Source organism: Teredinibacter waterburyi (assembly GCF_001922985.1).
Lineage (GTDB): Bacteria > Pseudomonadota > Gammaproteobacteria > Pseudomonadales > Cellvibrionaceae > Teredinibacter > Teredinibacter waterburyi.
Genome location: NZ_MRUH01000124.1, coordinates 18,699 through 40,667 on the forward strand (window position 1 = coordinate 18,699; position 21,969 = coordinate 40,667).

Annotated in this window: 16 protein-coding genes, 2 tRNA genes and 1 pseudogene; 17 read left to right on the forward strand and 2 right to left on the reverse strand. The window is 46.0% G+C overall.

Features of this window, described 5'->3' with window-relative positions:
• The first annotated feature begins 8 nt into the window (after positions 1-8).
• The 11 genes from IDZ20_RS09800 (at position 9) to IDZ20_RS09850 (ending at position 9,212) form a co-directional block, all read left to right on the forward strand.
• Positions 9-449, forward strand: a complete 441-nt coding sequence (locus tag IDZ20_RS09800; protein ID WP_188151257.1) for an ExbD/TolR family protein — start codon at positions 9-11, stop codon at positions 447-449.
• A 51-nt stretch (positions 450-500) separates the two neighbouring features.
• On the forward strand, positions 501-1,622 hold the full coding sequence (gene lpxK, locus IDZ20_RS09805; protein ID WP_188151258.1) for a tetraacyldisaccharide 4'-kinase: 1,122 nt from the start codon (positions 501-503) through the stop codon (positions 1,620-1,622).
• A gap of 4 nt (positions 1,623-1,626) precedes the next feature.
• The gene (kdsB, locus tag IDZ20_RS09810) at positions 1,627-2,445 is read left to right on the forward strand and encodes a 3-deoxy-manno-octulosonate cytidylyltransferase (RefSeq protein ID WP_188151259.1); all 819 of its coding nucleotides are present in this window, start codon (positions 1,627-1,629) and stop codon (positions 2,443-2,445) included.
• Positions 2,442-2,918 carry a low molecular weight protein-tyrosine-phosphatase gene (locus tag IDZ20_RS09815; protein WP_188151260.1) on the forward strand — a complete coding sequence of 159 codons (477 nt, stop codon included), beginning with the start codon at positions 2,442-2,444 and terminating at the stop codon, positions 2,916-2,918. The genes kdsB and IDZ20_RS09815 overlap by 4 nt, the downstream gene beginning before the upstream one ends.
• A complete protein-coding gene (gene murB / locus IDZ20_RS09820) occupies positions 2,918-3,937 on the forward strand; it encodes a UDP-N-acetylmuramate dehydrogenase (protein WP_188151261.1) in 1,020 nt (339 codons plus the stop codon). Before IDZ20_RS09815 ends, murB begins: the two co-directional genes overlap by 1 nt.
• Before the next feature lie 318 nt (positions 3,938-4,255).
• Positions 4,256-4,909: a UvrY/SirA/GacA family response regulator transcription factor gene (gene uvrY / locus IDZ20_RS09825; RefSeq protein ID WP_188151262.1), complete on the forward strand. Its 654-nt coding sequence runs from the start codon at positions 4,256-4,258 to the stop codon at positions 4,907-4,909.
• 124 nt (positions 4,910-5,033) lie between these two features.
• Positions 5,034-6,902, forward strand: coding sequence for an excinuclease ABC subunit UvrC (gene uvrC / locus IDZ20_RS09830; protein ID WP_188151263.1), 1,869 nt, complete (start codon positions 5,034-5,036; stop codon positions 6,900-6,902).
• Between the two features lie 87 nt (positions 6,903-6,989).
• A complete protein-coding gene (gene pgsA, locus IDZ20_RS09835) occupies positions 6,990-7,547 on the forward strand; it encodes a CDP-diacylglycerol--glycerol-3-phosphate 3-phosphatidyltransferase (RefSeq protein ID WP_188151264.1) in 558 nt (185 codons plus the stop codon).
• Positions 7,548-7,600: 53 nt separating this feature from the next.
• A tRNA-Cys gene (locus IDZ20_RS09840) sits at positions 7,601-7,674 on the forward strand.
• A 57-nt stretch (positions 7,675-7,731) separates the two neighbouring features.
• Positions 7,732-7,819: transfer RNA gene (locus IDZ20_RS09845), tRNA-Leu, on the forward strand.
• A gap of 982 nt (positions 7,820-8,801) precedes the next feature.
• Positions 8,802-9,212: an SMI1/KNR4 family protein gene (locus tag IDZ20_RS09850; RefSeq protein ID WP_188151265.1), complete on the forward strand. Its 411-nt coding sequence runs from the start codon at positions 8,802-8,804 to the stop codon at positions 9,210-9,212.
• A gap of 1,142 nt (positions 9,213-10,354) precedes the next feature.
• Here the strand turns inward: IDZ20_RS09850 and IDZ20_RS09855 are convergent.
• Positions 10,355-10,612: pseudogene (locus tag IDZ20_RS09855) on the reverse strand (hypothetical protein); the annotation flags it as partial.
• Positions 10,613-10,739: 127 nt separating this feature from the next.
• Between IDZ20_RS09855 and IDZ20_RS09860 the strand changes: the two are divergent.
• Both IDZ20_RS09860 and IDZ20_RS09865 read left to right on the forward strand, forming a co-directional pair.
• On the forward strand, positions 10,740-11,453 hold the full coding sequence (locus IDZ20_RS09860; protein WP_188151266.1) for a hypothetical protein: 714 nt from the start codon (positions 10,740-10,742) through the stop codon (positions 11,451-11,453).
• A gap of 208 nt (positions 11,454-11,661) precedes the next feature.
• Positions 11,662-12,135, forward strand: a complete 474-nt coding sequence (locus tag IDZ20_RS09865; RefSeq protein ID WP_188151267.1) for a hypothetical protein — start codon at positions 11,662-11,664, stop codon at positions 12,133-12,135.
• A gap of 262 nt (positions 12,136-12,397) precedes the next feature.
• On the opposite strand, the gene IDZ20_RS09870 is transcribed toward IDZ20_RS09865, so the two are convergent.
• Positions 12,398-12,769, reverse strand: a complete 372-nt coding sequence (locus IDZ20_RS09870) for a hypothetical protein (RefSeq protein ID WP_188151268.1) — start codon at positions 12,767-12,769, stop codon at positions 12,398-12,400.
• 366 nt (positions 12,770-13,135) lie between these two features.
• On the opposite strand from IDZ20_RS09870, the gene IDZ20_RS09875 reads away from it, so the two are divergent.
• The 4 genes from IDZ20_RS09875 (at position 13,136) to IDZ20_RS09890 (ending at position 21,934) form a co-directional block, all read left to right on the forward strand.
• On the forward strand, positions 13,136-16,795 hold the full coding sequence (locus IDZ20_RS09875) for a response regulator (RefSeq protein WP_188151269.1): 3,660 nt from the start codon (positions 13,136-13,138) through the stop codon (positions 16,793-16,795).
• Positions 16,796-16,973: 178 nt separating this feature from the next.
• A complete protein-coding gene (locus IDZ20_RS09880; protein WP_188151270.1) occupies positions 16,974-19,433 on the forward strand; it encodes a patatin-like phospholipase domain-containing protein in 2,460 nt (819 codons plus the stop codon).
• A gap of 173 nt (positions 19,434-19,606) precedes the next feature.
• Positions 19,607-20,071, forward strand: a complete 465-nt coding sequence (locus tag IDZ20_RS09885) for an ATP-dependent zinc protease family protein (RefSeq protein WP_188151271.1) — start codon at positions 19,607-19,609, stop codon at positions 20,069-20,071.
• A 57-nt stretch (positions 20,072-20,128) separates the two neighbouring features.
• Complete coding sequence (locus IDZ20_RS09890; protein ID WP_188151272.1) at positions 20,129-21,934, forward strand: M2 family metallopeptidase; 1,806 nt, start codon at positions 20,129-20,131, stop codon at positions 21,932-21,934.
• The last annotated feature ends 35 nt before the right edge of the window (positions 21,935-21,969 follow it).

The window sequence follows — 21,969 nt, forward strand, 5'->3', positions numbered from 1 at the left end:
CGTTAGCAATGCAGTTTAAACGACAAGTAAAAGCAGAAGAAAGCGTCAACCTAACGCCGTTAATCGACGTGGTGTTTCTTTTGCTCATCTTTTTTATGGTCTCTACGACCTTCACCAAAGAAACCCATTTAGAGCTCGATTTACCCGAGGCTAACGGTGAACTTCAGCCGACTGCGGCCGCGCAAATAGAAGTTTTGGTGTCTAGCCAGGGCGGTTACTCGGTAAATGGCAAGGCCTTGGTTAACAAGCAACTCGCCACCTTGCGTACCGCTATCGATGAGGTTGCCGGTGGCAATACAAAGCTGCCCTTTATCATTACCGGTGACGCTAACGCAGCCTATCAAGCGATTATCGCGGTTATGGATCTAGCCGGACAAATGGGGTACAGCAACCTCAGCCTTACCACCCAAGCGCCTGCAGAAGAGTCGGCAGCGAATAGCACGCGTTAGTGCTGGCAATACTCGCGCTGTTATCTTTTGTCGTTATCGACATTTATATAAATGCCTAACTCAGCCCGTCACACCTCAGCCTCCTTGGCAACGCGACTTGCAAGTTGGCTGAGCCAAGCCATTCAGCGTCGCTGGTATAGTCGACCGGGGTGGTTGTGGCTGTTGTTCCCCTTAGAACTTTTGTTTCGAGGCTTAAGTGATGCTCGGCGCAAGCGATTGCAGGCAGACGCGAAATACTTTCCGGTACCAATTGTTATTGTTGGCAATATTTCCGTTGGTGGCACAGGCAAAACGCCGTTATTGGTCGCGCTAGTAAAACGCTTGCAACAGCGCGGGTTCAATCCGGGAGTGGTGTCTCGTGGCTATGGACGAAAAAGTAGCCCTGGCAGCGCCGACGTAATTGTTTTAGATAAAGCGTCAACAGCGCATGCGGTGGGCGATGAGCCGCTCGAAATATTTACCCTAACCGGTGCGCCCGTCGTAGTGGCGGAAGATCGCGTTGCGGCCGTGGAATTACTGTTGAAGCAGTTCGACTGTGATCTGGTGTTAGCGGATGACGGTCTCCAGCATTATCGTTTGGGGCGAGAAATAGAAATTGCCGTAGTCGATGCGAAACAACTGCTGGGGAATGGCCACTGTTTACCTTTAGGGCCATTGCGAGAACCCCTGAATAGACTTACTCGTGTTGATCATATTTTATTGGCTGGCGCTGTTGATGCTGAATATACAATTCAACAAATGTTGGTTGAGCAGGGCTTGCCGTTACACCAATCGGTTTGCTGTTTCTCCCCGCGTTTATGCACCTTAGTGCACTTGCAAACCGCACAGGAATTTAGTTTAGAAAAATTAACGTCATTTGACCGCTTTGAAGCGATTGCGGCGATTGGCAACCCGCAGAAATATTTTAATGCCCTCGAAGAACTGTTGGGGGTGGATAATTTTAATCGTCATAGTTTCCCCGATCACTATGCTTTTTCTGCAAAAGACTTAACCGACTTCGCTGATAAACCGGTGGTTATGACGGCGAAAGATGCCATGAAGTGTAAAGCTTTTGCGCAACCCAATTGGTGGTACGTACGTTTAGATACGGATGTGCCAGACATTGTTGTCGATTCAATAGCGCTAGCGGTAGCAGCGAAATCGATCGAGAGACCCAACGTGGAAAGTTTGTAAAACCATGAAATATTCAGTCATTATTCCTGCGCGTTATGCTTCTACACGCCTACCGGCAAAGCCTTTAGCGATTATTGATGGCAAGTCAATGATCCAGCATGTTTATCAACGCGCACAGCAAAGCGGCGCCGAAAAAGTGATTGTAGCTACCGACGATCAACGTGTATTTGATGCCGTTACGGCGTTTTCGGGTGAAGTGTGTATGACGTCCGCAGATCACCAGTCTGGTACCGATCGACTACAAGAAGTGGTGAAACTGTATGGGTTCGCGGACGACGAAATTATTGTAAACGTACAGGGCGATGAGCCATTAATTCCTCCCTCTGTTATCCAGCAGGTAGCAAAAAACCTAGCGCAAAACAGCCGAGCAAGTGCTGCCACATTGGGAGAGCCCATTCACGACCTGGCAACGTTGTTTAATCCCAATGCCGTTAAGGTCGTTGCCGACAATATGGGGAGGGCGCTTTATTTTTCACGCGCGCCCATTCCTTGGCAGCGAGATGAATTTAGTCCCGCTCAGATACAAGAAATGTTTGACCGCGATTTTGATGAAACGAAGTCTGCGGTTGCGGGGGCGCCGGTCGAAATAAGTTCGCTCGCACGCCGTCATATCGGCATCTATGCTTACCGCGTTGCCGTGCTGCATGAATTTGTAACTTGGCCGCTGGCACCGTTGGAGTCAATAGAGAAGCTGGAACAATTGCGCCTGTTAGCTAACGGTCGAGAAATTCATATTGCCGACGCCTGTGAACACGTGCCGGGCGGAGTTGATACCGAAGCAGACCTTGAGCGGGTTAGGGCGATAATTGAGGGTACTAAGTGAAAAAGGTTGCAGTATTATTTGTTTGTCTTGGCAACATCTGTCGTTCGCCAACAGCCCATGGCTTGTTTCGTCAATTAGTTGCCGAGCACAACCTTAGCCACTGTATCGAGATAGAGTCAGCTGGGACGTCTGGCTGGCATATAGATGAACCGCCAGATCCGCGCAGTGTCAGCGCCGCGAAATCTCGCGGTTGCGATATTAGCGACTTACGTGGCCGCAAGTTTGAGGCAGTAGATTTTAACCACTACGACTATATTCTTGCGATGGACACGGCAAATCTAGATCATTTGATTGAGCTATGTCCCGCAGGCTATTCTGGAGAAGTGAAATTGTTTTTAGACTATTCCTCGCAAGCCAAGTATCGCGAAGTGCCCGACCCTTATCATGGCGGCACGAAAGGCTTTGAACTAGTGTTAGATTTAATTGAAGATGGTTGTAACGGCCTGTTAAATACGATTAAAAAAGAGAAGTAATGACGCCTCTAGTAAATGTAAACCTACAGCGTTTAAACACCTTAGCCGTACCTTCGGTGGCGGCTAACTTCGTTCGCGCTACATCCATTACGGATCTTCGTGACGCATTGGCCTGGGCACAGCAAAGGCAGATGTCTGTTCACCTTTTAGGTGGTGGCAGTAATGTATTACTACCAGAACGAATTGACGGTTTAGTATTACAGCCAGCGCTGCGCGGTGTGGAAGTGTTAGAAGAACAGGGTGACACATTATTAGTACGCTCTGCCGCAGGCGAAAATTGGCACAGATTCGTACAGTTTTGTACCGCTAAAAAATATTACGGGTTAGAAAATTTATCGTTAATTCCCGGTTTGGTTGGCGCCGCGCCAATTCAAAATATCGGCGCCTATGGTGTTGAATTGTGCGATGTGTTCGATCACTTGCAAGCGTTAAATCGCAGTACCGGCGAAGTGGAAGTGTTTGATAAAAACAAATGTGAGTTCGACTATCGAGAAAGCGTATTTAAACAGCGTTTACGCAATCAATATATCGTTGTCTCCGTTACGTTCCGCCTTTCGCGCACCCCGCAAATACACGACCATTATCCCGCGATTAAGCAAGAGCTTCTCGGGCTTAAGCGCAGTGCCATCACGCCAGAAGTTATAGCGCACACAGTGATGGAGCTGCGCCGCCGCAAATTGCCAAGCCCAGATCAAATTCCGAATGTAGGTAGTTTTTTTAAAAACCCGATAATTTCTGTCGAGTCATTCGAGAAGATTCGTGAAATGTATCCCGACGTCGCGGCCTATGATGTCGCGTCAAATCAGAAAAAAATTGCCGCTGGCTGGTTAATTGAAAAAGCAGGTTGGAAAGGGCGTACTGAATTTGGTGTTAAAGTTCACGAACAGCAGGCGCTGGTATTAACCAACCCTAATCGCGGCCCCGCAAAGCAGGTGCTAATGCTTGCCAAAGCGATCCAATCCAACATTAAAGCGCGCTTCGATATCGAGTTAGAACAAGAGCCGCAATTTATCGAATAGGTGATTCACGAGAGACTGTGATACCTGTCACCTAAGTCTTTGTTGAATAACCTTACAGTGTCGGGTCGATAAGAAGCCAGCCACAACTGCGGGGTTCTTTTTTATTGCCAGTGTAACCGATTACTTTTTGATGCTGACGCCCATTAGTCTAATTAAGACTAGGCACCAGAATAGCCAAAATGGTAAATTGCACCACCAATGTAGGTATACATCATTACAGCAGTAGCCGAAGGAGAGTGCGCTGACAGGTGATAGTTCACCCCCTGTAATGAGCGCCGCAAGATTTGGCCCAAAAAACAAAAATATGGAGTAGGTAGAGTGACAACAATTTTAGTAGCAGACGACCACGATCTAGTGCGAATGGGTCTGGTGCGAATGCTTCAGGACGTTACAGGGTTTGAAGTGGTAGGAGAGGCCAAGACAGGTGAACAGGCGGTACAGCTTTGTCGTGAATTAGGCCCGGACATTGTATTAATGGACGTTAAAATGCCAGGCATTGGTGGCTTGGAAGCAACTCGTAAAATCTTGCTGGCGTGTGGTGCCACTAAAATTATTGCGGTTACTGCTCTGGCGGACGATATGTTCCCTGAGCGATTAATGAAAGCGGGCGCCTCTGGTTATGTAACCAAGGGGGCGGGCTTTGACGAAATTATTAATGCTGTAAATACGGTTATGAAAGGTAATCTATTTATGAGCAGCAGTATTGCACAGCAATTAGCGCTGCGTAACTTTAATGGCGGCAAGGGCGATAGCTCTCCCTTTGAGCTGTTGTCTGAACGGGAGTTGCAAACGGCCATTATGATTGCAAACGGCTCGAAGGTTCAGGAGATCGCCGAAGCGTTTTGCGTAAGTCCCAAAACGGTAAACAGCTACCGCTATCGTATTTTCGATAAGCTCAATATCAACAGCGATGTTGAGCTAGCGTTGTTGGCGGTTAAACATAAAATGTTAGATGTAGATAGCTTGTCCTAGTATTTTAGGCATTCGATAGGCTGTTCCAGCATTCAACACTTAATTAGTAGCCGTCAATACCAGCAGCAAACAATACCAAGCAACTCACTTGCCGTGTAATTATAACGCGTAATCGTAACGTTAAATGGAGCCTTCAGCTTTGAAATCTAGCGATGTATCCGCTTCCGAAGCCGGCTCCGAGTTTGACCCTAAGCAGTTTATAAAAACCCTAACTTCCAAGCCGGGCGTTTACCAAATGTACGACGCCAAGGGTAAAATTCTTTACGTTGGCAAAGCCAAAAATCTAAAAAACCGTGTATCGAGCTATTTTCGCGCAGCCGGTCTCACCACCAAAACACTTGCCCTAGTAAGGCGTATTGCCGCAATTAACATTACCGTAGCGCCAAGCGAAGCAGAAGCGCTAGTGTTAGAGCACAACCTTATTAAGTCACAAAAGCCGCCGTTTAATATTTTATTGCGCGACGATAAATCCTTCCCCTATATATTTCTGTCCTCAGATGAGCGACACGTGCGTTTGTCGCTGCATCGCGGTGCAAAAAAGAAAAAAGGCCAGTATTTCGGCCCCTACCCAAATGTGGGTGCGGTGCGAGAAAGCCTGAATTTTTTACAAAAAACCTTCGGCGTGCGCCAATGTGAAGATAGCGTTTACCGCAACCGCACTCGGCCCTGTTTGCTCTATCAAATTGGCCGCTGTTCTGGGCCCTGTGTCGAGGCCATTTCTGAACAGGCCTATGCGCGTGATGTGGTACAAACGGCACAGTTTCTCGATGGTAAAAGTGATAGCCTGCTGCAGGAATTGGTGAAGTCGATGGAGACCGCCTCCAGCGAGCTGGATTTTGAACAAGCCGCCATATTTCGCGACCGTATCACCGCATTACGCCAGGTTCAGGCGCAGCAGGTGATGGAGTCTGGGTTCCAGAATATGGATGTTGTCGCCTGTGCGGTAGAGGCAGGTAAGGCCTGCATCCATATGCTTTATATCCGTCAGGGCAGTGTAATGGGCAGTAAAACGCACTACCCAAAAGATCGCCTAGATTCGACTACGGGCGATGTTCTTAACGCATTTCTCTGTCATTTGTACTTAGGGGGCGGCGATATGGATATTCCGCCAGTTGTGATCGTTAATCAGCCAAGCGCCGATCTCAAAGTGCTGCAAGACGCTGTAGCCTTAAAATCGGGTCGACAAGTTAAAATTACCGCCAACGTACGAACCTATCGTGCGAAATGGCTAGCGATGGCAGAGCAGGCGGCGCGGCTCAACTTACAATCCCTATTAAACAGTGCCCAAACCCAGCGCCAAAGACTAGAATCGCTACAAGATACCCTTGGCCTAGACGAACTGCCTAATCGCATCGAATGTTTCGATATAAGCCACAGTAGCGGTGAAAACACCGTTGCATCCTGTGTGGTATTTAATCAACAGGGCGCCGCTAAATCCGATTATCGACGTTTTAATATTAGTGACATAACCGCAGGGGATGATTACGCGGCTATGGGGCAAGCCTTAACTCGTCGTTATTCACGCTTGCAGAAAGAGGGCGTTAGTCTGCCAGACCTACTACTTATCGACGGTGGTAAAGGACAGATCAGCACCGCGCGAGCGGTGTTAGAGGAGTTGGGTATCTCCTACCTGAAGATTGTCGGCGTCGCCAAAGGCACGACTCGTAAAGCGGGATTTGAAACCCTAGTTCACCCCGATGGCCGTGAACAGGTGCTGGCCAGCGATCACCCAGCATTGCACCTTATACAGCAGATTCGCGACGAGGCCCACAGGTTTGCCATTACCGGCCACAAACAGCGCCGCGACAGCCAACGCAGAACCTCAACCCTAGAGGCTATTCCCGGTGTTGGCCCTAAACGACGCAAAGAATTGCTAAACCACTTTGGTGGTTTACAGGAAGTGATGCGTGCCAGCGTTGATGATCTGGCAAAAGTGCCATCAATCAGCAAAAAAATGGCAGAAGAGGTTTACAGCGCGTTGCACAGTGAGTAAGTTTGCCACCTCATTGAGCTAGGCGCCGTCTGCTCGGTTCAACTTAGACTCGCCAATGCCGTAATTACTTGGCTAACTGGAATATGCATGTTTAACATCGCCAATCAGCTCACCCTAATTCGTATAGCCTTTATCCCGCTATTAGTCGTCATTTACTACACGCCGTTCGAATGGCGCTTTTTGGTATCAGCGGCACTGTTTGGTTTGGCCGGTATTACCGATGCGCTAGATGGCTACATTGCCCGCAAGTACCATTTGGTTACCCCGTTTGGTGCATTCTTAGACCCGGTTGCCGACAAACTTATGGTTGCCGTGGCGCTAACGGTACTTATCGATAGCCATCACAACATTTGGTTTACCCTGCCAGCCACGGTCATCATTTGCCGCGAGATTGTGATTTCTGCATTGCGTGAATGGATGGCGGAACTAGGTAAGCGAGCCAATGTGGCGGTTTCTTCCATTGGCAAAATTAAAACCACCTTGCAGATCATTGCCATAGTGGTGCTGTTGTTAGTTGAGCCGTTTAAATACCGCTACATCGATATGATTGGTTACTTTACGCTCTACTCTGCTGCAATTTTAACCCTTTGGTCTATGTTCCTTTACCTGCGTGCCGCTTGGCCGAGCTTAAGTGGTAAAGAATAGCTACAAAGGGTTTGCATTCGTTTTGGAATCCATTACAATTCGCATCCCTTAAAGGCGCGGTGGCAGAGTGGTCATGCAGCGGACTGCAACTCCGTTAACGCCGGTTCGATTCCGACCCGCGCCTCCATTTTTTTGTTAGTAATGAACAGCATTCACGTTCTAGTGATCGTTCATTTAGTAGTACGCCCGGGTGGTGAAATTGGTAGACACAGGGGACTTAAAATCCCCCGACCTTAACAGTCGTGCCGGTTCAAGTCCGGCCCCGGGCACCACCTTCCATTTAACGTTACGAATCTTAGCTTCGCTCCTTAGCTCCCACGTCTTCGCCTCGAATCACAGCTCGTTTATTTCCCGTTGTTCTACTCACTAGTCTTGCGTTGCTATTTCTGTTTAAACTAATTTTATTTGCCTACCAACATAGGCTGTTTTTTGGCCGTTTTTACTGTGGTTGTTGTTAAGGCAAGCAAAAAGCGAGCGAGAAATAGCGGAAAGATAAATACAGCTAGGTATAGAGTCGCAAGTTAAAAATGGAAACGGAGCCAACATGGGAACTGACAACAAAAACACACTTGATATAACCCCAAGATTTAGAAGTCGAAAAGCCTACAGTAAATGGTGCTAGAAAAGCTTTATCGAAAACCTTGTTCGCATAAATGAAAATTATGCTCTGGGTGTAGAGCGCTTTAAACTCACAAAAGATTTTCATGGCTATATAAGCGTAATGTGCAATTTCGCTTTGCTTCCAAATCGATAGATATGCTTGGAACGCTGTTACTACTCCTGACGGCGCTGGGGAAATGTTGATGTAGAACGCCTATGTTGGCGACAGATCGTTCCTGCTAAATACGTTAAATTTTTGATTAGATTTATTCGACTTAAAGCTTGTTGGCGGCGGTGAAACGCCATTAACACAGCTTTTCTTATTACACCTCGCGAAAAGGTGTTTTTAGCGGCAAGCCGAGAAGCGTTTCCTGATTACGATGAGCTAATTGATAAGGAGAAAATACGTGACTGGCGTATGGTGGAGTGCGCTGTAGTTATAGAGCCGTGAGCAAAATGCGAAAGGAATCGCTAGCAGGAAGTGGTAAAGTTCCTACCCAAGCAAACTAAGACTTATTAGAGCAACGAGACATGTTAGGTCTGGGAGACAACCTAGATCGCTCAGATCAACTATGCAACTTGAATCTACGAAATAGCTTAGATTTACGAAATAACCTAGATTTACGAAACAACCTAGACTAACGAGATAACACCGTGATAAATGAAATTGCCGAGATTTTACACGAACGCGCAGAAAAGCCGTTAATAGAGCCAGATATGCCCACGCTAGACGATGTGGTGGAAGCCCAAGAAGCGATGCTTATCTCGGTGCCCGCAGAGCTGCGTGATTTTCTACTCAATTCCAGTTTTGAAATATATGGGCGCTTGGAGCCGGTTACCGTCGCAGACCGCAACTGCCATACCTACCTGCCCGAAGTCGCCGCCGAAGCCTGGGCTCGTGGCATGCCGCGCGAATACATTCCCCTTTGCCAAGATCGTTCCAATATTTATTGTGTTTCCGAAGAGGGAACCGTCTACGTTTGGAATGAATCGCTAGACGAACAACCAGAAGAAGTGGCCAGTAATGTTTGGGAGTGGGTAAGGGATGTTTGGCTGGAATCATAACTCAGAACAAGCAAAGCCCAACCATTGAAGTTTGTTGTCCCGGTGTTTTAGCTTTATTGCATTTAGACTCGTAGTGGGAGTTTCATCCAACAAGCTATATTCAAAAAACGTGTTCGGCGTAAAGGTGTATCTTGTAAGCGAAGCGTCAGGCCTGCAAATGTTGGCGCCAAAAGAATTGTTTTTGCGCTAGAAATTTTTAGCACGATAAAGTATCCTTCCAGTGTTAATTATTTTAAATTGGAATAGAAGTTGTACAAGGAAGTCCCTCAGGTGCCCGTTCAATTCTTGAGAAAGTGCGTTTTGCTAAACTTTGTCTTTGGCGCGATTTTTTTTGCGTTAAATTCATGGTCAATTACGTTTTCTGTAAGTGATGAAGATGCTTTTTCTGGTAAGCGAATCTCAAGTAATTCGTACAAAATACTGAATATCTATAGTACTTTTTACACCTTATCCAATAAAAAAATCGGTATTCACTCCTTGATCCGGCGTATAACGATAATGGTAATCAGGGTGTAGGTATTGGTACGGCCAAAAGTACACTTACCGCTTTAGGCGCGTCGTCCCCAGATTATCAAACCTTAACTTCCCCAAGCGTTCCAAGCTACGATTCTAATTTTAATTGACTACGGGATGACGACTCGACCAATCAATGTGCTGTTGTTGGGGCTTTTCACTTTCTTAATAAATTCTGTTCAATAAGTAAGTTCGCTATGAGTGCTAGCGTTGTTTTCATTGGTTGTCGCAGCGTTTATGGCTGGTAAGCCTGTTAAGCTCGCGTTTAGCTGTATATATAGGCGGCCACTAATTACGCATTTGAGGGTGATGTATCTCTGATTGGCTAGCTGAAGGTCTGAACTTTATATGATGCATGGTTAGCCTGCTCAAGTAACGTATGTTTAAAGTAAAGCGTATGAGATTTTCTCTTTTTGCTAGTGTGTACGAAGTTGGCAGTTTTATTAGGTTAAACGTGGCAATCTAAAATTATTTTTAGCTCTGTATTGTTATGAATAAATTACTTTAATTTTATCAGGTAAGACAGTTAGATAGGTGATACTACTGAGCGTAAGCTGGTTTATTTTGGTCATACTTATTACCTAGAAATAAACTTAATAAACGGTAGTAAATTCGTATATATAGCAGGGTGTTAAGGCGTGCATATTGGCCGTATTAATATGAAGCACCACATGGTGGTGGTTACTCATCACCGCATAGGCGCACACATCAATACAAAAAATGGCGCCTAATTCGAGAATGCGTTCTTCCACCCACTGTCGGCGGTGTTCGTAGTTATTGTCTTGCTCATCGATACCGCAGAGGAAGGCCTTGCGTACGCAGCGTGAGGTACAGTGATAGTAAGGTGTGGCTTCTAGAGATATTAGGTGCTTTCTGGCTTTGGGCATATCGGCATCCTTGCGTTATGTTGTACTGGGTAAATATACAGTTATTGAGGTTGCCGTGCAAGTGATGGGGTGGGTGTCTAGTTTTTATTGTTGTGACTGAGTTCGACCCCGCAAATAGGTAGAGAATATGTCTATTGAATTTGAATTTGAAGTGAATTGGGGGCGTAATTTTTCCTCCTCAATGATTTGGCAAAAAGTATGTCAGGTTTTAGATATCATAGGGCACGGATTTGTTGAAGAGTTCGAAGGGGTGAGGCGCAGCTATGATGAAATTTTCGAGCTGTTGGAAGCTCATGATGCGGATTTCTTTTATCGCACAGATGATTTGTCAATTTCCTTAATAAGTTTTTCAGATGAGAAAGTTGATAGATTACTAATAGCTCCCCCGCAGAAAAGTCGCGATACACTAATGGAGCAGTTTGCTTTGATAGGGAGTGGTGGTTTTTGCCGTTGGGGGAGGGTGTATGATAGTGAATACAACAAAATACAAAATAAAAAGGACTTGCGGGAGTTGCAAGTCCTAGGGGTAGACGTAACTTCTTGGGCGATAAAAAGCAATGGGTTGCCACCGCCATTACGTAAGGATGTAATTGATGTTGCAAGTAATCCTGGTAGGAATATTATCGTTAAGGGTGACATAGAGGCTGTTGGAAGTACCATGTGGTTGTCAAACGAGTGGTGTGCCGATCATGACGTGCTCCCTAACAATCTTAATTGCATTTCTTTGTCGGTTTTTGATGGAGGCATCTTGGTGACATTTTATGACAGTTGTTTCGATTCATGGACTGGTGATCAGAGATCGGTGCAAGAGCGTGTTTGGAAAGAGCTTTACGGTCAATAAATACAACGAATAATCGAGACACCCACATTAACGCACACTAACGAAAACGCCGGATAATTTTAATATTAGGGACTATGGCTGATAGATCTGGACTTAGTTCCTTGAAGTTTATTGATACAAATGAAAACCTTACATATTTCTGGACTCGGTCTCCAGATCCAAGTAAGCAACCTCATATTTTGCGAACGGTTAAGGGGGTCTCTAATCGATGATTAATAATGAGGGTAAATTAAAGCTTTCTCTCTTTGCCTCTCCTCTGCACAACGGTCGGGGGGCAGAATGGTTTTTTGAGTGGTCGGCGGTCGAGTCTGCATTAGAAGAAACTTTTTTATCGGGTGGTACGGTTTCGTTGCGTACGAATTATGAGTACTTCGAGCCCAGCTACTATTTTGTACAACGGGATAGTATTTCAATGATGGTTTTGCCGGGGCGTTTTCGCTTGGCAATATTTCCATTTGAATGCGCTGGAGAGAAATCAAAGGTTCGTGACTGGTGGCAGCCCGATAGCGTTGCATATGAGGGAACGGTGCGATTTGGAGAAGATGAGTGTGATAATAGGCTTATATGCGAAGATTTAGACGTGGCTAAGCGGCTCTTCAAAGAGTTTTTCACAGAGAAAGCAATAACAGATGTTTTAATTAACTCGACGCGTTCCGCGTGGAACCCAAAGCCTAAAAGTTAAAAGCAAAGATGGTCAGGCAGGAATAATTAAGACACCCATACTAACGAAAGCGCGGGATAGAATAAGCACACTAACGAAAACGCCGGATCATTTTAATATTGAGCTTGTTTGAAAGTTGTCTGTTTTTGATTGGCGCTGTAAAGCGCTGATAAAGCGTATTTTAACGTCAAAAAACCATTTCTAAGGCGAGCGAACATCCTCCAATGAGGAGTAATTTCTACGTAGGAGGGAATGTTAGAGTGATGGGGTGGGTGTCTAGTTTTTATTCACTGTTAATGCCTTCATCGAAAGCTGCTAAACCGGTTGTGAGTGCTCGGTCTGAACTTTGTATGCGGTCGCTGATAACATCGACAATTTCGCCAGATGACGTTAACGCGGTATTGTTGAGGTTAATAATATAGGCGGTATCACTAGTGAAAGTTAGGTGTATACCGGTATCAACATCGACGACGATGGGCTCGATACTGCCGCTGCCTATATTTGTCGAATTAATATTGAGCGTGTCGCTGTGAATATTGACTTGGTTTACGGCATCCACCAAATTAATTAATGGCGGGTAGCTGGATAAAACGGAGTTGCTGGCAACTAGGTTAATAGCTCCATCATCAACGGCGGTATCGGTAACCGTTGTCAATACTTCTCAATGCTTCGTGCAAGCGGCGCAATGGTGAGTTCTATGGTGTTGACCGGTATCACTAACACCTTTTCGAGGCAGGTACTGGTCCGGCGAGGTACTAAATTTTAGGCGTTCGTGCGAGTCGAATGTAGATGATCGCGCTGCTTGCGGTGGTCATTGGATTTTTGCTACGAATTATTGCTGATCTTCGCTGTTTTCGGTGTTTTAGCGCTCCATTCAGGAAACATTGACTACACTTACCTCATATTTAATGTATTAGTTAAATCGGTGTTGTTTTAGGCGTCATTTTTAGCGGGCTTAATGGGTGGCGGTTCGAGTTTCGCGTTAATTCGTAGTAGCGGTGTTGGTGCCTTGAGGTATTCTATGTCACGTGGGCCTATTCGGGAGCTGTCTTTAAAGCGCTTTTCGGCAATACTTGTCGGTATCGCGCTTATCTTGTGCATCGCATTTGTCGTAATATTCGAGAGCTTGGTGCGAAATAGTGTGGTTGAAAGCTATCGCGTGCGGGTCGAAGAGCAGTTGAGCATGCGCCAGGCGCAGCTTCAAGATGAGATTAATATTCTACGCAATAAACTGACCTTTATTGCCTCTACGCCACCGATTGCGGGCATTCTCCGTTCGAAACAGAGTGGTCGAGATCAGCAGGATGGTTCGTCCTACACCGAATGGACAAAGCGATTACAAACAATCTTTATTGCCTACCTAGAAAATAACCCCGAAATTCTTCAGATTCGCTACATCGGTGTCGCTGATGGAGGCCGTGAGTTGGTTCGTGTCGAGCGTAAAAAACTCAATATCTTAGTCGCCGCTGAAGATCAGCTCCAATCTAAGGCCGATTCCGAGTATTTCCGAGCGGCAATGAAGCTCGTTCCCGACGAAGTTTATTACTCCGATATAAACTTAAACCGAGAGTTTGGCAAGATAGAGTTTCCTTATCGCCCAACGTTTCGAATACTGATTAATGCGCTGGACGATAGCGGCAATATATTTGGGTTTGTGATACTGAATATCGATGCTCAGGTATTAATCAATAGTTTAACTGAAAAGGTTCCGCACAATCTGGCCCAATTTATTCTCAACTCGACCGGTGGGTTTATCTATAACCCACTAGATAATCGTAAAAACTTTAGTTTTGAATTCGATCCAAGTGCTGGATGGGGTAAGGAGTTTACGGTGTCTAACGAGATAGAGCAGGTGGGCGATTTTATTGAAGCCGTGGGTGACCGAAATTCGGATCGATACCTTTTTATGTCGGCAATAGTTCCGTTAGAGGCAGAGTTAGATCGTCGTAATATTTCTTTGGTCGTTGGCGTTCTGTCGTCGCAAATCGATAAGGAGGTAAGTGTTAGGGTTTTTGAAACAATGTTGTTGGTGACTCTGGTACTAGCCATTATGGTGTTAGGGTTTATTAGTTATCAAAGTAATATTCTCAAACGATTTAAATTATTGAAAGATCATGCCGAGTTTGAGGCGATTGTTAGTAGTTCTAGTGACGCCGTTATTGCGATGGATGAGCGGGGCGTGGTTCATAGCTGGAACCCTGCTGCCGAACAGATATTTGGATTTAGCGCACAAAGTGCGATGGGCAAGTCAATTTTTAACATGCTGTTTAAGGCGGGTGAAGCCTCGGCATTTACAACCGAGAAAATTAGTTATGTTTTCGCCGGTGAATATTTGGCGAATGTTGAAAGCGTCGCTACTACGCGTTACGGAAGTGATATTGATATATCTGCAAATTTATCCCCTATTATTCTTGCAGATGGTGAGGTTGTTGGAGTTGCCGCGATTATTCGTGATGTTAGCGAAAGCAAAGCTATTCAGGCAGAAATTTATAAGATGAATTTGGAGCTTGAGCGAAAAGTTGCAGAGCGAACCCGCGAACTTGAGACAGCGCGAAACGAAGCTATCGATGCTAGTGAGATGAAAAGTGGTTTTATTGCCAATGTTAGCCACGAAATACGTACACCAATGAACGGTGTTATCGGTATGTTGCATATGCTTGCGCGTGAGGGCTTAACGGAAAAACAGCACCGTTTGGTGCGCATGGCGGAAAGTTCAGCGCAAGCGCTCACCAGTTTGATAAATGATATTCTTGATATGTCGAAAATCGAAGCAGGTAAGCTCGATTTGGAGAACCGGGAATTTAGTTTAATTAATATAGTAAGTGATATTTCTACTTCGCTGGCGATAGGCGCGGCAGCGAAGGACCTGGAATTTGTGTTGTCGACAGTGGGGGTTAAACACGATCGAGTTGTGGGTGATGCCAATCGGTTGCGCCAGATTTTGACCAATCTTATTAGTAATGCGATTAAATTCACATCTGAAGGTGAAGTCTATCTTCATTGCGAAACTGAGTTGATCGATGATGAAATAGATTCGTCAGTTGTTGAAGTTACTACTCCGGCGAAACGTATTTTACTGCGTTGCTACGTACGTGATACCGGTGTGGGTATTGCGGAAGAAAATGTCGGCAAGTTATTCGATGCTTTTACCCAAGAGGATTCGGGTGTTACCCGTAAATTTGGTGGTACGGGTTTGGGGCTAACCATTTGTCGGCAGCTGTGTAAGTTAATGGGTGGAAATATCGGGGTTACAAGCCAAAAGGATAGAGGGAGTAAGTTCAGATTCGAAATTATTCTAGAGTGCGAAAGTGAGCAGCTTCCTTTTCATATTGTTCCAGAGGTACAGCAGTTGAGTGTTTTGGTTGTGAGCCCGAATACTTCTATTCGTCAAACACTCGAAGCTCAGTTGCATAGTTGGGGTGTAAGCGTTGTTGCAACCCTGTCTGAGCTGGATGAATTGGGTAGCGAGGCGTTGCGCAATTACAGTCGCATTTATCGTTTGGTCTTGGTTGACGAAGCGGCGTGCCCTCACGGCGAATGTCGCAGCGCAGAATTTAAACAGTACTTTGCGTCGGGCAATACGACCATGGTGCTACGGGCGAATACTTTCGAAGGTGTTTCCTCCGTCGGCTTGAAAGATTTGTTAAAGCCTGTAACACCGCACATGCTTTGGTTTACTGTTTTGGATGTTGCAGGTATTTCATCGGAAGAGGCGCGGCGAGAATACTTGCGTGGTAGCTCCTATCGGGGTCCTTCAGTAAACCGTATAGGACGCAGGAAGAGTGCTTTAGCTGAAAAGCTGAAAGGTAGCTGCGTTATGTTGGTTGACGATAATCTTATCAACCGAGAGGTGGGTAGTGGCCTTTTAGAAGACTTGGGTATAGACGTAGTTCTTGCATCTAGTGGACGTGAAGCGATTGAGTTACTGGCGAGTGGAAGTAGTAAAATTGATCTGGTGTTAATGGATTGCCAAATGCCAGATCTTGATGGCTATGCAACCACCAAAGAAATTCGTAAAGGTGGAGCTGGAGAAACAGCACAAAATATACCAATAGTCGCAATGACTGCAAATGCTATGTCTGGTGCCCGCGAACGCTGTTTACAGAGCGGTATGAATGATTACATGACAAAGCCAATCGACCCGGATGAGCTGGAGGTAAAGCTACAGCCCTGGTTGGCCTCTGGTCTAGCACACCTTAAAAAGCCTAATTATAGCTTAACAAATGATGATGGCTTGGCTGGTGATCACGTGATTGCTGAGCACTTAGAGCGTGATAAGGATGTTGAAGCCGTGCCAGCGCTTATTGATGCTGTAGAAGATGATTGCATAGCTGAAGATTCGTCCTCATCCATTTGGGATGAGAGCGCTGCTCTTACGCGCTTGCGTGGCAATCGTTCGCGGCTATTGAAATTAATAGCAATGTTTTTGCAGCGAATGCCTGAGCGTATGGAGGCACTTGAGCAGGCGCGTCAAGCCCGCGATAAAGCGGCACTACAAAAACTCGCCCATGAGATACGCGGTGTGGCTTCGAATATCGATGGAGTAAAATTAATAGCATCCTGTGAGCAGCTGGAATACACCGTTGAATCAGCGGACGATACGACTTTAGATTCTATGGTAGAAGCAGTAAACACTAGCTATATAGAATTCGAGCAGGTTCTGACTGCGGCTAGCACTTAATATTGATAGTGCTTAATATTGATAGTACTTAACATTGATAGTACCTGCATGGTACGTAATCAGGGTCGCTAGCAGGAGGCGCGGCACAAAATTCATAGTTTATTGTATATACGACTAATATTTTTTTCTTAATGCCCTTAAGATAGCCCGCATACAAACATAATAATAAGGGGCTCCAATGGAGAACTCGCGCAGCGATATCAGTTTTAACGGTGAAGTATTTAATGCAGAGCTTGATGAAATCAAACTACGCAGAAAGCAAGCCTTTCCTTTATTAGCTCCTAATTCAATCGATGCAAAAATAGAATCTGTGCCGACTATTCGCAACGAATTGGTTGGTTTAGCCTGTTCCGGCGGAGGTATTCGTTCGGCATCCTTTAGTCTCGGTATTATCCAGCACCTGATTCAGAAAAACCTGCTTGGCAAGGTCGATTATCTGTCTACGGTATCGGGTGGTGGTTATATTGGCTCTTGTTTAAGCGGTCTAGTAAAGGATTACGATTCTAACGCCAAGCTATTAGTAACGCGCGCCGATGACGCAGAACCTCAAGGTTTAAATCATATTCGGAACTACAGCGAATATCTCGGTTGTGGTGGCTTACTCAATTCCATGCGTATACCGGTACTTTTTTTGGAGGGTATATTGCGCAGTTTTTTTATGTTTTTACCCTTAATTATTCTTGCCGTGTTGGCGACAGAGGTTTTTTTTGAGGCTACGGGTAGGCTCAGCGATGTGTTTCAGCGTTGGATTCCGCTGTTAGGTTTATTACCGTTGGCGTTATCTCTCGCTGTACGGCCGATATTTAAACGTCATTTAAATTGGCGAGGGCGGGATGCCGCCGATACGCGGGTAATTCTATATACGGTGCTGGCGATTACCGCACTGGTTTCTATTCCGCTGTTCGAATTTTTGCGCAGTATTGTATCGCTTAGTGCCGTGGGGTTGATGCAAGAGGTTGCGGTATGGGCCGGTAAGCATATGCTGGCAATAACTACCGGCTTTATCGTTACTCTAATAACTTTGGGAGTGGGGCTGTTCAAAGCTAAAGATAAGGTGTTGGTTTTAATCTTGGGGGTTTCTGCCCCTGCGGTGCTCTTTATGTTTTATACGCTTTTGTGTGTGGAAGCAATAAATTCGCCGTTTAGTTTTCATACCGCTAGTCGCGGTGCAACCGTATCAACGCCGGTTAGCTATATTGTTGATACGATACTGGAAACAACAGCGCCGCGAGATCTAAATTTGGATTGCAGTGACGTAACGGCTATTGCCGGAGCCGAAATGGATGCATTTACGCCAAGCGAAAATTTCGAAAGTAATATTTGTAGCGCGCTTCGCATTTTTCTTATGCAGAAAAATATCGGCCTAGAGACTTATCGTATTGCCACGTTGGATAAATCTGGATTGGTGCTAACGCATAAACAACCTCAACCCAGCAGTATAGTTACTTGGTTAACCACCCAAGAGCGCAATCGCTATGATATTACTGTGGTTAGCGAGTTTGGTGGTGATAGCGCTTTGTTGCAAATTCGACAGTTAATGCTGAGCCACGGAAACGCCGAGTGGTGGCTGTATTTACTTGGTCTAGCCGTACTTATCTACAATTTTTTGTTTGTTAATATCAATCGATTTTCGTTGCATCCTTTTTATCGAGATAGATTGAGCCGTACTTTTTTATTCAAGCCTATGGCCGGCGATAAAACAGATGGAAATTGCGAGGGCGCGGTAGCCCCAGCCGACGAGATTAAGATGTCAGAGCTTAATCAAGCAACTAGTTCTGCGCCATACCATATTATTAATACTGCATTGAATCTACAGGGTAGTCACAACCCTCAGCTACGCTCGCGCAAAAGTGTGCCTTTTATTTTAGCCAAGCGTTATTGTGGCAGCGACTATACCGGCTATTGCGCAACGGCCGATATGGAAGCACAAGACCCGCATTTTAACTTAGGTACGGCCATGGCAATTTCAGCTGCGGCGGCGTCGCCCAATATGGGGGCGGTTACCGTTAAGCCCTTGTCATTCTTTCTTACCTTGATGAACATCCGTTTAAACTACTGGTTGCCACACCCGAAAATTGTCGCGCAGGGTAAAGCGCTAAGGGTTCGCTATAACAGCTTAGGCTTGCGCTATCTGTTGCGTGAAGCACTGGGTTTAGTGAGTGAGCGAACCGCCTTTGTCAATTGCTCAGACGGCGGCCATATCGAGAACCTCGGTGTTTACGAATTGCTCAAGCGCCAGTGCAAGACCATTGTTTGTATCGACGCGGAGGCTGACCCCAGCTTCACTTTTAACGGTTTAATAACCTTGCAGCGTTATGCCGAGATTGATTTAGGCGCGAAGATTGAAATTGATCTTAGTGAAATAAAGCCAGTAGAAGGGCTATCCAAAAGCCATTACAGTTTGGGCAGTATTCACTACAATAATGGCGAGACGGGGCGGCTTCTCTACTTGAAGCTTTCGGTTACCGGAACCGAGCCGGAGTACCTACATTATTATAGGGCCCAAAATCCAACCTTTCCCCACCAGAGCACAGCCGACCAATACTTTGATGAAACCCAGTTTGAGGTGTATCGCGCATTGGGCAGTCATGTGGCTGAGGCGGCAGCCGATGACATGCAGCATCTGCTGACAAGTTGACATTTATGGGAATATCACCCTAGCCCTACGCCTACCAATTTGGGTATGCTTGGGCTTGATGAAGTGTCGGTGTGGCAAACCAACACATCTGGCATTGCTTGTGCTTCATGACGACTAGTATTACTTCTATTTAGCTTACGCTGTAAAGAGCGCAATCGGGATTTTAAAGATATATGACCGCAACGATTAAGAAACTCATAGGCTGTGAAGAGTGGTGTTCGTTCCCCAGTTTGGGTATAGCGGCCATTAAGGCAAGGGTAGATTCGGGCGCAAAGACATCGTGTATTCACGCGATGAATATCCGTGTCGTAAAGCGCGAAGGCGTGCGCTGGGTAAAGTTTGATATTCACCCATTACAGAAGAATCGACGCACTCACCTTAGTTGCGAAGCGAAGTTGGTTGATCGTCGTGTGATTAAAAGTTCATCTGGTGATACCCAAAAAAGGGTTGTTATTGCCGTGCCCATGACACTCGGCGATGACACTTGGGAGGTTCAGCTAACTCTCACCAATCGCGATTCAATGGGCTATCGAATGCTGTTGGGGCGCGAGGCGATGGTAGGGCGTGTGATTATCGATCCAGAATTACAATTTTGTATGGGCAACCTGAGCGATTCAGAGGCCCTTAGTCAATATTAAGCGTGTCAATCTACGAGGTGTATTGTGAGACAACGGCGGAAAGTATTTCTATTTTTAATGTTTACCTGTTTATTAGTTGGCTGTGACAAAAAGGCCGAACAAGCTGACCTAAAGGCTACCGAGGCATCTACCGCTGTATACGATCAAGCGAGTGCCGATGCGTTTTTAGCTGAAGCGGAAGCGGATTTGGCGCAGCTGGGGCAGTTCTCGGCTCATGCGGCTTGGCTTGCAGCAACCTACATTAATATGGATAGCCAGTTTGTTGAGTCGCGAGCTAATAAAGAGTTTACCCTCAAGGCGGTGCAGTACGCCATGCAGGTTAAGAATTGGGATGGTGTTGAACTCTCTGAGGATGCGCGACGAAAAATGGATGCCTTGCGCGCAGGCATAACTTTTCCATCGCCAAATGATGAGGCACTTGCGGCGGAACTTTCCGATATCGGTTCAAAAATGCAGGCAATGTATGGCGAAGGTAAATACTGCCGCAACGATGACGAATGTTTTACCTTGATGGAAATGAGCGATACCTTGGCGACTAGCAGTGATCCCGAATTGATGAAAGAATTCTGGGAAGGGTGGCGAAAAATCTCGCCGCCTATGCGAGAACTTTATGAGCGACAAGCGGCCATTGCGAATGCCGGCGCGCAAGATTTGGGGTTTGAAAACCTCTCTGTAATGTGGCGCTCGAACTACGATATGTCGCCCGATGAATTTGTTGTCGATATGGAAAAACAGTGGCAAAAAATTAAGCCCTTGTATGAAGCTTTACACTGCCATGTTCGCGCTAAATTAAATGAAGTTTATGGTGATGAGGTAGTACCGCCTGCGGGCAAAATTCCCGCCCACCTGCTAGGCAATATGTGGGCACAAACATGGGAAAATATTTACCCCAAAGTTAAGCCCGATAACAGCGAAAAGAGCTACAACATTACCGATTTAATCGCACAAAAAGGGCTCACCGAAATGGATATGGTGCGCACCGGTGAGGCATTTTTCTCATCGCTCGGCTTTGACCCTCTGCCCGAAACCTTTTACGAGCGTTCGCAGTTTACAAAGCCGCGCGATCGCGAAGTCGTTTGCCATGCTAGCGCATGGGATTTGGATGATAAAGATGATCTGCGTATTAAAATGTGTATTCAGCGCAACGAAGAAGATTTTTACACCATTCATCACGAGTTAGGCCACAACTACTATCAGCGCGCCTATAAACATCAACCGATGTTATTTCGCGGCAGTGCCAATGATGGTTTTCACGAGGCTTCTGGCGATACCATTTCACTTTCAATTACGCCGCGTTATTTAAAAGAAATTGGTTTGCTTGAAGAAGAACCGCCCGCGAGTGAAGACTTAGGTTACTTGATGAAGCAGGCGTTAGAGAAAATCGCGTTTATTCCTTGGGGAATGTTAGTGGATAAGTGGCGCTGGCAGGTTTTTAACGGCGAAATAAAACCCGAAGATTACAACAAGGGCTGGTGGGCGTTACGCGAACAGTATCAAGGCGTTGCGGCCCCTGTGGCGCGTAGTGAGGATGATTTCGACCCAGGTGCCAAGTACCATATTCCCGGTAATACACCTTACGCACGCTATTTCTTAGCCTTTATTCAGCAGTTTCAGTTTCATCGTGCACTATGCGAAACCGTTGGTTTCGAAGGCCCACTACATCGCTGCACCATCTATGGCAACAAAGATGCTGGCGCTAAGTTAAAAGCGATGATGGAGATGGGCGCGAGTCGCCCGTGGCAAGAAGCGATGCAGGCGCTTACTGGTCAGCCAGATCTCGATGCCTCGGCTATGGTCGATTATTTTGCCCCCGTTAAAGAGTGGTTAGATGAGCAAAACGCAGAACGAAGTTGCGGCTGGTAATGCCGCAGTTTCTTGTTAGCCTATTGGTCTGGGGG